The following is a 12,065-nucleotide window of genomic DNA, read 5'->3' on the forward strand; positions in this document are numbered from 1 at the left end:
GTCGCTCAGGTTAAAGGCGCCGGTCAGCGCCTGGTGCGGACTGTCCGGGCCGCGTGGTCGTCCATCATTTTCTGGTCGCGCTTGTTTTCGATCGCAAGCGCCTCGGCGGCCGCGCGCTCGTTCAGGGTCCGGTACGACAGGCGCTTGCGCTCGCTTTCCTGCCAGCCCTTCTTTTCCATGTCGGCCTTGACATGCGCATGCTTCAGCACTTCGCGCTGGCCGTCGATCGCCTGTTCCAGCTTGCCGAGGAAGGCGACGAAATTCTGGTACGCGAATGGGGTGATGCCTGCCATTTGCGCCGCGTCGAGCCGGTTCGCATAGTCGTCGCGGTAGCCGAGCAGCATCTGCAGCTTCTGCTCGCCCTCGTCGACGGCCTTCAGCGCCGCGCCCAGGCGCTTGGCGCAGGCGTCGGACTCGCGCTGGGCGAGGTCGATCAGGGTGTCGAGTGCGGATGCGGTGGCCATGGTAGATCAAGTATACCGATGAGTTTGACGGGCCAATCAGCCGAACAGCGAGGTCAATTCCCCCAAGCTCTGCAGCATGCCCACGTTGTCGTGGATTTCCTGGCACAGGAAGGCCTCGATCCGTTCGTGCAAGGCGATGGCCTTGTCCAGCACCGGGTCCGTGCCCGGCGCATAGGCGCCCACGCTGATCAGGTCGCGCGAGCGCTCGTAGCGCGAATACAGTTGCTTCAAGGTGCGCGCGGCCTGCTGGTGCTCGCGCGACGTGATGCCGTGCATCGCGCGCGAGATCGATTGTTCGATGTCGATGGCGGGGTAGTGGCCTGCCTCGGCCAGTTTGCGGTTCAGCACGATGTGGCCGTCGAGAATACCGCGCGCCGCGTCGGCGATCGGGTCCTGCTGGTCGTCGCCTTCCGACAGCACGGTGTAGAACGCCGTGATCGAGCCGCCGCCCGCCTGGCCGTTGCCCGCGCGTTCCACCAGCACGGGCAGTTTCGCGAACACCGACGGCGGATAACCTTTCGTGGCCGGCGGTTCGCCGATGGCGAGGGCGATCTCGCGCTGGGCCATCGCGTAGCGCGTGAGCGAATCCATGATCAGGAGGACGTTCCGGCCCTCGTCGCGGAAGTGCTCGGCGATGGCGGTCGCGTAGGCGGCGCCCTGCAGGCGCATCAGCGGCGGCGAGTCGGCCGGCGCGGCCACGACGGCCGAGCGGGCCAGGCCTTCCTCGCCCAGGATCTGCTCGATGAATTCCTTCACCTCGCGGCCCCGTTCGCCGATCAGGCCGACGACGATCACGTCCGCCGTCGTGTAGCGCGCGATCATGCCCAGCAGCACGGATTTACCGACGCCGGTACCGGCGAACAGGCCGAGACGCTGGCCGCGGCCCACCGTCAGCATCGAATTGATGGCGCGTACGCCCACGTCCAGCGTTTCCGAGATCGGTACGCGGTCGAGCGGGTTGATGGGGCGCGCGTTGAGCGGGCCCATGTGTTCCGTGGAGACGGGACCCTTGCCGTCCAGCGGCCGGCCGGCGCCGTCGACGACGCGGCCCAGCAGGCCCCAGCCGACGGGCAGGTGACGGGCGCGGTCCATCGGCCGGCGGCGCGGATGCGTCACCGTGCCGGGCTTCGGCATGCTCGCTTCGATCGGGAATACGCGCGAGCCGGGCACGACGCCTTCGACGTCCGATTGCGGCATCAAAAACAGGCGTTCGCCCTCGAAGCCGACGACTTCCGCTTCGATGCGGGCACCGGACGCAACCGGAATCATGCAGGCGGCGCCGACCGCGAGCTTCAGGCCGACGCATTCCATGACGAGGCCGGCCACGCGCGTGACGCGGCCCGACACCTGCATCGGCTCGACCAGATCGACCACGTTGGCGCAGTCGTTCAGGTAAGCCTTCCAGCGGCCGGTATGGGTGTTCATTCCAGCCAGTCCAGGTCCTTGCCGAGCGCGTGCGTCAGGCGCTGCCAGCGCGCGCCGATCTGGGCGTCGATCTGGTTGCTGGCCGTGTCCACGCGGCAGCCGCCACGGGACACTCCCTCGTCTTCGACGATGCGCCAGCCGTTCTTGTCCAGCTCGTGGCCGATGCTGCTCTTGACGATCAGCGCGTCTTCCGGATGCAGCATCAGCAGAGCCGGTTGTTGCAGGGTCGGCAGGTAGTCGATGGCTTCGCGCACGACGGGGATGATCAGGTCCGGCTTCACGTCGAATGCCGTGCGGACCATGCCGCGCGCGAGGTGCAGCGCGAGTTCCAGCACGTCGTTGGAGATGGCTTCATCGGCTTGCGTGACGGCATCGCCGAACGTCGTGGCGAGCTGGCGCAGGTGTTCCAGTTCCTCGGCCGCTTCGGCACGGCCCAGCGCAAGGCCTTCCTCGTAGCCGGCGGCGTGGCCTTCGGCCTGGCCCGCTTCGAGACCTTCCGCATAGCCTTCGTCGCGCGCGGCGGCGCGGAGCGCTTCGAGCTCTTGTGCGGTCGGCAGCTGGATCATGGGCTCCGACTGGGGCGGCGGCTCGTACGCGCGCGCGGCGGCCGCGGCAGCGGCGGCTTCCGCTTCGCGCTGGGCACGGACGCTGGGACGCTCGTCGCCGAACGACGTCATTTCCCAGCGTTGATATGCAGACTGAAACTCTTTTGAGATGGCCATCAGACGAACGAATCCTCACCTTTGCCGCCCAGCACGATCTGGCCTTCGTCGGCGAGACGCCGGACGATTTGCAGGATCTGCTTCTGCTGGGTTTCCACTTCGGACAGGCGCACGGGACCTTTCGATTCCAGGTCTTCGCGCATCATTTCCGCCGCACGTTGCGACATGTTTTTGAAGATTTTATCGCGCAAGTCCTGCGACGCGCCTTTCAGCGCGATGATCAGCATCTCCGACTGCACTTCGCGCAACAGCAGTTGGATGCCGCGGTCGTCGATGTCGATGATGTTGTCGAACACGAACATCTCGTCCATGATCTTCTGCGCCATGTCGTTATCGTAGTTCTTGATGTTCTCCATGACGGAACTTTCCTGCTCGCCGCTCATGAAGTTCAGGATCTCCGCTGCGGTACGCACGCCGCCCAGCGACGACTTCTTGATGTTTTCGTTGCCGGACAGGAGCTTGGTCAGCACGTCGTTCAGCTCGCGCAGGGCGGCCGGCTGCACGCCGTCCAGGGTGGCGATACGGAGCACGACGTCGTTGCGCAGGCGGTCCGTGAAATGGGCCAGCACTTCGCAGGCCTGGTCGCGCTCGAGGTGCACGAGGATCGTCGCGATGATCTGCGGGTGCTCGTTGCGGATCAGTTCGGCGACGGACGGCGAATCCATCCACTTCAGGCTTTCGATGCCGGAGGCGTCCTTGCCGCCCAGGATGCGGTTCAGCAGCACGGCGGCCTTGTCGTCGCCGAGGGCCTTGGTCAGCACCTGGCGGATGTATTCGTCGGAATCGAGGCCGACGGTCGACTGCAGGTCCACGCGCTCGCGGAATTCGCCCAGCACGCTCAAGACTTCCTCGTGCTGCACGGCCTTCATCTGCGCCATGGCGGCGCCCAGCTTGAGCACTTCGCGCGGGCCGAGGAATTTCATCACTTCGGCCGCTTCCGATTCGCCCAGGGCCAGCATCAGGATGGCTGCCTTGGTCGTGCTTTCCTTGTCCTTGTCCTTGTCGCTCATTACTCGGTCCCCAGCCATTCCTTGATCACGTTGGCCACGATGCGCGGATCGTTCTTGGCCATGTCTTTTGCCATTTCCAGGTTGCTCTTGTAGACCTGGACCTTCTGCTGTTCTTCCTCTTCACGCTGGATGCGGGCTTCTTCGTCCGGGTCCGGCTCCGGGTCCGCCTCCGGCACTTCCGGTTCCGGTTCGGGCGGGATCGCCACGGCTTCGTCGAACTTCTTGATCGCCGGCTTGAGCAGCGGCCGCACGAAGCGGAACCACAGGAAGGCCAGCACGAGCGCGATGAAGACGTAGCGTGCGATGTCCTTCGCCAGCGGCAGGTTGGCGGGATCCTTCCACCAGTCCGGCGCCTGCTCTTCCGGCTTGTCGACGCCGTCGAACGGGGCGTTCGTCACGTTCAGCGTGTCGCCGCGCGCCTGGCTGTAGCCCATCGCCTGCTTGACCAGTTCGTTGATCTGCGCGACTTCGGCGGCGCTGAGCGGCTTGACGACGACCTTGCCCGTCTTCGGATCGACGGTGCGGCGGTAGTTCACCACCACGCCGACCGTCAGGCGCTTGATGCCGCCCATCGGTTTCTGTTCGTAGCGGATGGTCTTGTCGACTTCGTAATTGGTCGTGGAATCCTTGCGGCTCGGGCCGGTGCTCGCCTGGGCCTGGGCAGGCTGGCCGCCGCCGTCCAGCGGTGCGGTCGCCACGCCCGGCGGCTGGTTCGACAGCGCGCCCGGGATGCCCGACGGGTTCGTGCTGCCCGGACCGGACTGCTCGGACGTCTGCTGGCTGCGGATCGCCTGCGGTTCCGGCGGCGAATTCGGCTTGTACATCTCGGCCGCGGTGTCGGTCTGGGCGAAGTCGACTTCGGCGGTCGCTTCGGCGCGCACGTTGTTCTGGCCGACGAGCGGGGCGATGATCGACTGGACCTGCTTGACGATGTTCTGCTGCAGCGCTTCGACGTATTTCAGCTGGTTCGGGTCGAGCTGCTTGCCGTTCTTGTTGGCGCTGTCCGACAGCAAGGTGCCGTTCTGGTCGACGACGGTCACGTTGGCCGGCGTCAGTTCCGGGATCGACGACGCCACCAGGTGCACGATCGCGCTGACTTGCGCCTGGTCGAGGGCGCGGCCCGGCTGCAGGTTCAGGAGGACCGATGCGGTCGGCTTCTGCTGGTCGCGCACGAACACGGACGGCTTCGGCAGCGCCAGGTGCACGCGGGCCGAGCTGACGGCGGACAGTGACTGGATCGAGTTGGCCAGTTCGCCTTCCAGCGAGCGCTGGTAGTTGACCTGCTCGACGAATTGCGACGTGCCCAGCTTCTGGTTCTCCAGCAGCTCGAAGCCGACGTTGCCGGCGCGCGGCAGGCCCTGCTGGGCCAGCTTCAGGCGCAGGTCGTGGATGCGGTCGGCCGGCACGAGGATCGCGCTGCCGCTGTCCGAGAATTTGTACTTGACCCCCATCTGGTCGAGCGAGGCGGTGATGGCGCCGCCGTCCTTGTCGGTGTAGTTGGAGAACAGCACCTTGTATTCCGGCGCCGACGTCCACAGCCACAATGCCGCGACGATGGCCACCACGCCGGCGATGACGCCGCCGATGACGATGCGTTTACCGTTCGTCGTCTGCCAGAACTTCGGCTTCGCGTCGGCCGGGGTTGCGATGTCGCTGTCGAGGAGTTCTTCCGCTGTCGTTGCCATGTTGGGGGGAGGGAATGGGTGTATGAACGCCATTATGGAGCCGTACGGCAACATTCAAACCCCGGAATAAGGCCCTGTTTACCGTGCTGCTCGAAGGCAATCGTTGCCCGGGCGCTGATATTCTGACAGCCTGAATCGATTTGTTTGACAGGCACTGGGAGAACGGACATGAACATCGGCGGCATCGACAGCAGCCGGATCGAAGCGATGATGGCGCAGCTGAAGTCGGCGGCACAGAAGCCGGCCGGCCCGGCGTCGCCGGCGGAGGCGCTGGGCGGGCTGGGCGGCATCGGCAAGCTGGGCGCTCCCGATGCGGCCGAATCATCGACCAGGGTCAGCTTCTCGGATGCGCTGCAGGCGTCGCTGCAGAACGTCAGCAATTCCCAGATCCAGGCGGACGAGATGGGCAAGAAGTTCGCCGCCGGCGACGATTCCGTGAGCCTGTCCGACACGATGATCGCCATGCAGAAAGCGAGCATCAACTTCCAGGCCACGGTGCAGGTGCGCAACAAGCTGGTGTCGGCTTATCACGACATCATGAACATGCAGGTGTGACGATCACTTGACGTCCACGCGCCCCTTCATCACCGGATGCAGCGTGCAGAGATAGTCGAACGACATCTTCGCAGGCACCACCCAGCGCCAGGTCTTCCCGGGCTGCAGGTCGCCCGACTTGACGCCGGCCGCCGTCACGTTGTGGACGAACATGTCGCGGTTCTCCCACACGATCGTATCTCCCTTCCTGACCTGCACGACCTGCGGCGTGAACTTCATGCCGTCGATGACGACGTGGTGTTCCGCCGCGCCGGCCATGAGGGGCAGCGCACACGACGCGGCGAACAGCGTGGCAAATGCGGTCTTCACTTGAGTTCGGCCTGGATGTGCTTGGCATGCTCCAGGTGCGCCACGAACGCCGGGCGGACCTTGACGAGCAGGGCCTTCAGCTCGGCATTCGAGGCGTTCGGGATCAGCGTCTTGTCGAGTGCGCCAAGCACGGTCTCGTGGTACGTCACTTCGTTGTCGACATAGGCCTTGTCGAACGCCTTGCCGGACAGGGCGGCCAGCCGGGTGCGCGTCGCCGCGCCGTCCTTCGTCAGGCTCTTGCTGGTGTCGTTGTCCTCGGGCGTCACGTGCAGTTTCTGCACCAGCGCGACGGCCTGCTGGTTGACGCCGGCGTGGTCGGCCACCATGCGCTGGGCGAAGGCGCGCACGTCCTTGTTCTGCGTTTTCGTCTCGGCCTGCTTGCCGGCGTCGATATCGACCGCATTGGCGGCGACGACGATGGCGGCGATCTGCGCATCGTTCGGGCCGGCCGCGTGGGCGGTGGCGCTCAGGGCGAGCAGGGCGGACAGCAGCAGCGGGGCGGATTTGTTCATGGCGGACTCCTTGAATGAATGGTTTAGGTGAAACAATCCATTCGATGCACGCTTCGGCGCGCGCGTTCCCGCTTCGTGTCAGGTGGACGGTTCCGCGTCCAGCCGGCGCCGGACCGCCTCGACGATCCGGTCGCAGCGCGCGCCGTCGAACCCGAACGCATCCTCGATCGCGAAATCGATCTCGCGTGCGAGCGCCTCGCGCAGCATGGCCCGCGCGCGGAAATAACGGGTGCGCACGGTCGCCGCGGGGATGTCGAGCGTGGCCGCCGTCTCTTCCACGGTCAATTCCTCCACCGCACGCAGCATGAACACCGTGCGGAAGGCGGCCGGGAGCTTGTCGATGCCCGTTTCGATCAGGCGCCGCGTCTGGGCGCGCAGCGCGGCCAATTCCGGCTGTGCCGGCTCGTCCAGCCGGTCGCGGGGCAGGATCGCATCGTCCGAACCGAAATCCGCGCCCAGTTCGATGACGTCGGCGAGCCGCCCGTTCTTACGCTGGCGCATCAGCGCGGCATTGACGACGATGCGGGTGAGCCAGGTGCCGAGCGCCGACTCGCCGCGAAAGCCGGGCAGGGCACGATAGGCCTGCAGATAGGCATCCTGGAGTGCATCTTCGGCTTCCGCATCGTCGCGCAGGACGCTGCGCGCGACGCGGTACAGGCGGCGGTTGTAGCGCCGCATCAGATCGGAGAACGCGTCGCGGTCGCCGGCGCGGATACGGCGTAGCAGCGCGTCGTCGTCGAGGGAAGAGGGGTTCGGTGCGGCGGCCTGCATGGGATCTCCTGGTCGTATGCCTGACGATTGGATGCGGGACCGAAGCCCCGCGTTCCCGCCTTCAGGATACTCGCAGGCCATTACACAAATTCGGGGTCAGAGCACTTTTTCGATCAAGAGCCAACAGGTATTAATCCGTGGAGACCGACGTCTGTCGTCAGCGCCCGCCCTCTTGTCTACGCAGGCCAGCTAGCGAACAGCGCTGGTGATCAATTGTTCAGAAATGTGCTCTGACCCTGAGCCTTCCCCTCAAATTTTGCTCAGATGTCATAGGTAAGCATCATGGAAGTCAGCTCTGACGATGCGTCGGCAAGCTGACTTCGTGTCAGCTTGGTTGCGTGAGGCTCGATCAGCCAATGGCGTGCCAACGACAGGATTGACAGCGTGGTTGCTGCCTTTTTACGGCTGCCGTATTCAATGCGGTAACCGGCGCACCTGACGGCCAAGCCAATCAACCACAGAGCAAAGCCAAGTAACGCCGCGATGAGCAGTAACGCAGCCAAACGTCGAGGTTTTCGCGTTTGTGCAGTAGTCAGTCCCATACCCCATTGCGCATTCTTGAGATCCCGGAAAGTCTGTTCGATCTGCATGCGGCACCTGTACAAGTCGACCACGGAGTCGGCGCTTAGCCGGGATAGCGATGGTGAGGAAGCCAGCAGCCACGGTTCGCGTTGCGAGGCCTGATTCTTGATACTGTGACGGCTGCGCGCCTTTTTGCCAAAGGCGGTCTTGCGCTGACGCCCCTTGCGCGGCTGCTTAATGAGCACGAGACGGCACGCCACTGGATTGGAGCGGACATAAAGAAAATCTCCCAGGTCGCGTGCCTTTCCCTTGGTGTCGGCATAAAGCTGTTTGCATCTGCGCCAAGTACATGAGCCGCTCTTTTTCACCATGTCGCGGTTGCGGATGCGGCCGACCCACGCATAGCCAAGCTCATTCAGCATCTTGAACCATGTGGCCCGAAAACCTGCGTCGCTAATGATGATGGGCTGGCACCCAGGCGGAAGCACCGAGCGCAAATTCTTCATGAAAGCCCGGTGAACCGAAGCGGCGCCATACAGCTCGGTCGGATGCACTTCCTCGTAGATGACCAAGGCTCGTCCACGAACGATCAATGCGGCACGCAGAACGTGCTGGCTTACGTCATTCAGCAAATTGGACCAGTCGACGATGATGCAAACACGCACCTGCTCGTGCAAGGCGCGTCGGGCCAGCGCTCGATACGCTAACAGGCGCTCAGAAGCTAGTTGCGGATTACTCAGCAATCGATCGCAGCGCTTTATGCGATGACGCAAACTAGTCTGGCCAGTGATCGCCTTGCCCATCTTCACCACACCGAGACCGCCACGGGCCGCAGCATCAGTCATCGCCGCCAAACACTCGCGTCGCTTGGCGTGCATGGATGGGCACTGCGCTTGAAGTAACTCCTGTATGATCCGCTGTGCATGCATGGCCTGTTCCCCTTTGTTCGCAGTTGGTAGCTACGAACGAAAGGGCTAACACAGCCATGCATGCGCCGTTTTTGGGATTGAAAGTTAACAGCTTCCCAAGCTGTTTACAACAAAAATTTGAGGGGAAGGCTCAGGCTCTGACCCCGAATTTTCAGGCCAGGCCGGCCAGGCGGGCGTTGCGCTCGCGTTCCAGCTTGGTGATGTAGCGTTGCACGGCGGCCAGGTTGCCGCGCGAGATGTCGATGAACTGGCAGCCGAGGCGGCGGCTCGTCTTGTTGTTGAGCAGCGTCATGTCGATCGAGTTGCGGACTTGCAACGAGCAGGTCACCGGCCCGATTTCCGGCAGGTCGATGCGGCAGTTCGGGAAGGTGTCGCCGATGGTCGTGCCGAGCTGCAGCTTGCTGTCGTGGATCGCGACACCGCCACAGCTGATGTCCGCCAGCGGGAACACGGCGGTGCCGCCGCCCAGCTCGGCCGGCAGGGGGATCGTCGCGCGCACGGGATTCGTCACCGGCGTCGGCATGCGGTAGAACTCGCGCCGCTGCAGGCGGATCAGGCTCGCGGGAATCGCGGCGGACAATGCGGCCCCGCCTTCGAATTGCACTTCGCGCAGGTTGTCCAGGCCGAACACGATGCGGATCTTGTCCAGCGACGTGTCGCACCGGACCGTGCCGGCCGCCACGATGCGCGTGTTCTGCTCGGGGCTGACGGAGCAGTCGATGACGACGGTGCCCGCATCCGGATCGACGGCCAGCAGCGACGTGACGCAGACGTCCGCCTCGCCCTTGATCAGCATGCGGATCAGCTGGTTCTTTTCGGCGATCTGGCGCAGCAGGGCCACGATCTCCCTGGGCGACTCGACTTCGTAGTCGTGCCAGGCTTCTAGTTCGGCGTCAGTGATTGCTTGCATCTGTGTCAACCGGAGTGCTTTCTTGGGGTGGGAGGAGGCGTGCCGTGTCCGGTGCGGGCGGTGGTGTCTGCCCGGAAACTTGCGCGGATTCAATATAATAGAGCCAGGCCAATAGTTCGGCAATGGCGCGGTAGAGGGCCGGCGGGATCTGGCGGTCGAGGTCGACTTTCATCAGCAACGCCACCAGTTCCTTCGATTCGTGCACGAACACGCCGGCCTCTTGCGCGCGGCCGATGATCTGCTCGGCGACGAGACCCTTGCCCTTCGCGACGACCTTCGGCGCGGCATCGCCGGCGCCGTACGCGAGCGCCACGGCGCTCTGGCGGCGCGTCGGCTTATCGTTGTCCATCGTCATGGACGGTGAGCGTGGAGAGCGGCGTGCCGGCCGCGTCGAGCGCGTCGGCCAGGCGCGCGCGGTGCGCATCCAGCAAGCCTTTGACCGATTCGTCCTGGGCATCGAGGCGGATGTGCAACTGGCCGCCGGACAGCACGACGCGCGCCGCCACCTCGCCCAACGCGCCGAAGCGCAGGCGCAGGCTGCTCTGCCACGTGCCGCCGTTCTCATCCTCGCCGCCGTCCTGACGGCCGGACGCGTCCCGTTCGACGTCCCATTGCATGTCGCGGCCCGGCCACAACTGGCCCTGCCAGGCGGCGCGGCCCTGTTCGTGTGCATTCAGCTGCAGGTTGATGAACTGGGCCGTGTTCGGATCGGTGGGCGGCGGCATGCCGCGCGCCTGCGGCTCGGCCGCGAGGTCGGCGCGGGGGCGGGCGCCTTCGGCCCATTCGGCCACGTGCGATTCGTAGAACAGGCCGCTCTTGCCGAGGCCGTCCTTCAGTGCCTGCGCGATGGCGCCGGCGTCCAGCGACGGCCCGCCCAACAGCGGCGTGCGCCCGACCGCGGCGGTGGCTTGTGTGTCCGCTTTCTGCGCGGCCGCGATGACGTCGCCCAGCATCTTGCCGGCCGTGCTGATCGACGTGTTGGCGCCGTCGGCCGCGCCGCCCGGCAGTTGTGCGAGACCGCGCGCGCCTGCGAGCAGGGCGGCCGTGCGCGTGAGCGCGGCGGCATCCTTGCCTTCGAGATAAGCGAGCGTAGGCTCCTGCGGGCTGGCGCCTTCCGGCAGCGGCGGGCCGGCTTCGGCGAAGGCGGGGGCACCCTGGCCCGTCTGGACCTGGAACGTGGGGCGAGGCGCGACCGTCACGAGGGTCAGCGGCACCTGCGTGCCGACCTGCGTGCCCTGGGGCAGCGGCATGCGCGCCGCCATGTCGTTGATGCGCACGACGAAGCTGCCGTCGGGCAGTTTCGCCAACACGTCGGCTGGCATCGACTGGCCGACGAGGTTGGCGAGCGCGCGCGCAAAGGCTTGCTGGCGCGGGTCGCCGACGGGTAAGGCGGGACGGGCTGCCGCGACCGGGGTCAGCGAGACGCTATCGCGCGGCAGCATCGTTCAGGTCAGACGCCGTAGGCGCGCGCGACGCGGCGTTCGACAGTCTTGTTCGAGATCATGGCCTGCAGCTTCGCCATCCACGGCTGGGTCAGGTCGCGGATCTTGCGGTCGGAATCGAGCATCTTGCGGATGGCGTTGACCTTGCGCACGCGCTCCTGGCCGGCCAGCGCCGTGTCGCCGTTGTCCTTCAACTGGCGCACGCAGGCGGCGCACTGGTGTTCGAGCTGGAGCAGGCGGTCCCAGTCGGCCGCGGTGGCGGCGGCCAGCATCTGGTCGGTGATGCCGACCATGGCTTCGTACAGCGAGGCGATTTCGGTATTCGTCATCATCGTCGTGGCTCCGATCATGCGCTCGCCAGGGTCGAGGCTTTCGGCATGGCCGTGGGCGCAGCGACCTGCTGCTGCGGCTGGACCTTGTCGCCGATTTCCACCCACGCGCCGCGCAGGTCGGCCAGCAGGCCGTGCACTTCGTCGATGATGGTCACGTCGTTCTTCAGGTTCGCGTGCAGCAGGCGCCGGCTCATGTAGTCGTACAGGGCGTCCAGGTTGGCCGCGATCTCGCCGCCGGCGTTCTTGTCGAGCGAGGCGCGCAGGCCGTTGTCGATGATCGAGATGGCCTTCGAGATGGCCGAACCCTTGGCGGCGATGTTGCCGGCGGCGATGTTCGTCTTGGCGCCGAGCAGCGCGACGAGGGCGCCGTCGTACAGCATGACGATCAGCTTGTGCGGCGAGGCCGACGTGATGCCGGTCTCGAGGCTCACGTTGTGATAGGCGTTGACGCCGCGTTTCATCGTTCCAAACATGGTG

Annotated in this window: 15 protein-coding genes; 1 reads left to right on the forward strand and 14 read right to left on the reverse strand. The window is 65.3% G+C overall.

The window, feature by feature from the left end; genetic code table 11:
• Positions 1–23 precede the first annotated feature (23 nt).
• Genes fliJ through fliF form a run of 5 tightly spaced genes read right to left on the reverse strand, consistent with a single transcriptional unit; the run spans position 24 to position 5,306 of the window.
• Positions 24–464: a flagellar export protein FliJ gene (fliJ, locus tag ACEN9G_RS19125; RefSeq protein WP_413345215.1), complete on the reverse strand. Its 441-nt coding sequence runs from the start codon at positions 462–464 to the stop codon at positions 24–26.
• 36 nt (positions 465–500) lie between these two features.
• Positions 501–1,889 carry a flagellar protein export ATPase FliI gene (gene fliI, locus ACEN9G_RS19130; protein ID WP_056136284.1) on the reverse strand — a complete coding sequence of 463 codons (1,389 nt, stop codon included), beginning with the start codon at positions 1,887–1,889 and terminating at the stop codon, positions 501–503.
• Positions 1,886–2,566, reverse strand: coding sequence for a flagellar assembly protein FliH (locus ACEN9G_RS19135; protein ID WP_483126849.1), 681 nt, complete (start codon positions 2,564–2,566; stop codon positions 1,886–1,888). Before ACEN9G_RS19135 ends, fliI begins: the two co-directional genes overlap by 4 nt.
• 44 nt (positions 2,567–2,610) lie before the next feature.
• Positions 2,611–3,621: a flagellar motor switch protein FliG gene (gene fliG / locus ACEN9G_RS19140; protein ID WP_413383314.1), complete on the reverse strand. Its 1,011-nt coding sequence runs from the start codon at positions 3,619–3,621 to the stop codon at positions 2,611–2,613.
• Positions 3,621–5,306 (reverse strand): flagellar basal-body MS-ring/collar protein FliF, encoded by a 1,686-nt coding sequence (gene fliF / locus ACEN9G_RS19145; protein WP_413343702.1) that lies wholly within the window; start codon positions 5,304–5,306, stop codon positions 3,621–3,623. Before fliF ends, fliG begins: the two co-directional genes overlap by 1 nt.
• A 168-nt stretch (positions 5,307–5,474) precedes the next feature.
• Between fliF and fliE the strand changes: the two genes are divergently transcribed.
• Positions 5,475–5,861, forward strand: a complete 387-nt coding sequence (gene fliE / locus ACEN9G_RS19150) for a flagellar hook-basal body complex protein FliE (protein ID WP_413343704.1) — start codon at positions 5,475–5,477, stop codon at positions 5,859–5,861.
• Between the two features lie 3 nt (positions 5,862–5,864).
• On the opposite strand, the gene ACEN9G_RS19155 is transcribed toward fliE, so the two are convergent.
• From ACEN9G_RS19155 to fliS, 9 genes are all read right to left on the reverse strand, one after another.
• A complete protein-coding gene (locus ACEN9G_RS19155) occupies positions 5,865–6,170 on the reverse strand; it encodes a plastocyanin/azurin family copper-binding protein (RefSeq protein ID WP_413343706.1) in 306 nt (101 codons plus the stop codon).
• A complete protein-coding gene (locus ACEN9G_RS19160) occupies positions 6,167–6,682 on the reverse strand; it encodes a DUF4142 domain-containing protein (RefSeq protein ID WP_056136297.1) in 516 nt (171 codons plus the stop codon). The genes ACEN9G_RS19155 and ACEN9G_RS19160 overlap by 4 nt, the downstream gene beginning before the upstream one ends.
• Before the next feature lie 78 nt (positions 6,683–6,760).
• Complete coding sequence (locus ACEN9G_RS19165; RefSeq protein ID WP_413343708.1) at positions 6,761–7,453, reverse strand: RNA polymerase sigma factor; 693 nt, start codon at positions 7,451–7,453, stop codon at positions 6,761–6,763.
• Between the two features lie 260 nt (positions 7,454–7,713).
• The gene (locus ACEN9G_RS19170; protein ID WP_413346176.1) at positions 7,714–8,853 is read right to left on the reverse strand and encodes an IS4 family transposase; all 1,140 of its coding nucleotides are present in this window, start codon (positions 8,851–8,853) and stop codon (positions 7,714–7,716) included.
• A 202-nt stretch (positions 8,854–9,055) separates the two neighbouring features.
• Positions 9,056–9,814 (reverse strand): flagellar brake protein, encoded by a 759-nt coding sequence (locus tag ACEN9G_RS19175; protein ID WP_413340512.1) that lies wholly within the window; start codon positions 9,812–9,814, stop codon positions 9,056–9,058.
• Positions 9,798–10,163 carry an EscU/YscU/HrcU family type III secretion system export apparatus switch protein gene (locus ACEN9G_RS19180; RefSeq protein ID WP_160410326.1) on the reverse strand — a complete coding sequence of 122 codons (366 nt, stop codon included), beginning with the start codon at positions 10,161–10,163 and terminating at the stop codon, positions 9,798–9,800. Before ACEN9G_RS19180 ends, ACEN9G_RS19175 begins: the two co-directional genes overlap by 17 nt.
• Positions 10,150–11,256 carry a flagellar hook-length control protein FliK gene (fliK, locus tag ACEN9G_RS19185; RefSeq protein WP_413340510.1) on the reverse strand — a complete coding sequence of 369 codons (1,107 nt, stop codon included), beginning with the start codon at positions 11,254–11,256 and terminating at the stop codon, positions 10,150–10,152. The genes ACEN9G_RS19180 and fliK overlap by 14 nt, the downstream gene beginning before the upstream one ends.
• An 8-nt stretch (positions 11,257–11,264) precedes the next feature.
• The gene (locus tag ACEN9G_RS19190; RefSeq protein ID WP_413340508.1) at positions 11,265–11,606 is read right to left on the reverse strand and encodes a flagellar protein FliT; all 342 of its coding nucleotides are present in this window, start codon (positions 11,604–11,606) and stop codon (positions 11,265–11,267) included.
• Positions 11,603–12,061, reverse strand: coding sequence for a flagellar export chaperone FliS (gene fliS, locus ACEN9G_RS19195; protein WP_413340506.1), 459 nt, complete (start codon positions 12,059–12,061; stop codon positions 11,603–11,605). Before fliS ends, ACEN9G_RS19190 begins: the two co-directional genes overlap by 4 nt.
• Positions 12,062–12,065: the final 4 nt, after the last annotated feature.

The organism is Massilia sp. Masssp94 (assembly GCF_059491305.1).

Excerpts from the sequence above, each read along its gene's own strand:
- ACEN9G_RS19135 (WP_483126849.1), bottom strand. The coding sequence starts at position 2,566 with ATGACGTCGTTCGGCGACGAGCGTCCCAGCGTCCGTGCCCAGCGCGAA.
- fliJ (WP_413345215.1), bottom strand. The coding sequence starts at position 464 with ATGGCCACCGCATCCGCACTCGACACCCTGATCGACCTCGCCCAGCGC.
- fliK (WP_413340510.1), bottom strand. The coding sequence starts at position 11,256 with ATGCTGCCGCGCGATAGCGTCTCGCTGACCCCGGTCGCGGCAGCCCGT.
- fliI (WP_056136284.1), bottom strand. The coding sequence starts at position 1,889 with ATGAACACCCATACCGGCCGCTGGAAGGCTTACCTGAACGACTGCGCC.
- fliS (WP_413340506.1), bottom strand. The coding sequence starts at position 12,061 with ATGTTTGGAACGATGAAACGCGGCGTCAACGCCTATCACAACGTGAGC.
- ACEN9G_RS19170 (WP_413346176.1), bottom strand. The coding sequence starts at position 8,853 with ATGCACGCCAAGCGACGCGAGTGTTTGGCGGCGATGACTGATGCTGCG.
- ACEN9G_RS19165 (WP_413343708.1), bottom strand. The coding sequence starts at position 7,453 with ATGCAGGCCGCCGCACCGAACCCCTCTTCCCTCGACGACGACGCGCTG.
- ACEN9G_RS19180 (WP_160410326.1), bottom strand. The coding sequence starts at position 10,163 with ATGGACAACGATAAGCCGACGCGCCGCCAGAGCGCCGTGGCGCTCGCG.
- ACEN9G_RS19190 (WP_413340508.1), bottom strand. The coding sequence starts at position 11,606 with ATGATCGGAGCCACGACGATGATGACGAATACCGAAATCGCCTCGCTG.
- fliF (WP_413343702.1), bottom strand. The coding sequence starts at position 5,306 with ATGGCAACGACAGCGGAAGAACTCCTCGACAGCGACATCGCAACCCCG.
- fliE (WP_413343704.1), top strand. The coding sequence starts at position 5,475 with ATGAACATCGGCGGCATCGACAGCAGCCGGATCGAAGCGATGATGGCG.
- ACEN9G_RS19175 (WP_413340512.1), bottom strand. The coding sequence starts at position 9,814 with ATGCAAGCAATCACTGACGCCGAACTAGAAGCCTGGCACGACTACGAA.
- fliG (WP_413383314.1), bottom strand. The coding sequence starts at position 3,621 with ATGAGCGACAAGGACAAGGACAAGGAAAGCACGACCAAGGCAGCCATC.
- ACEN9G_RS19160 (WP_056136297.1), bottom strand. The coding sequence starts at position 6,682 with ATGAACAAATCCGCCCCGCTGCTGCTGTCCGCCCTGCTCGCCCTGAGC.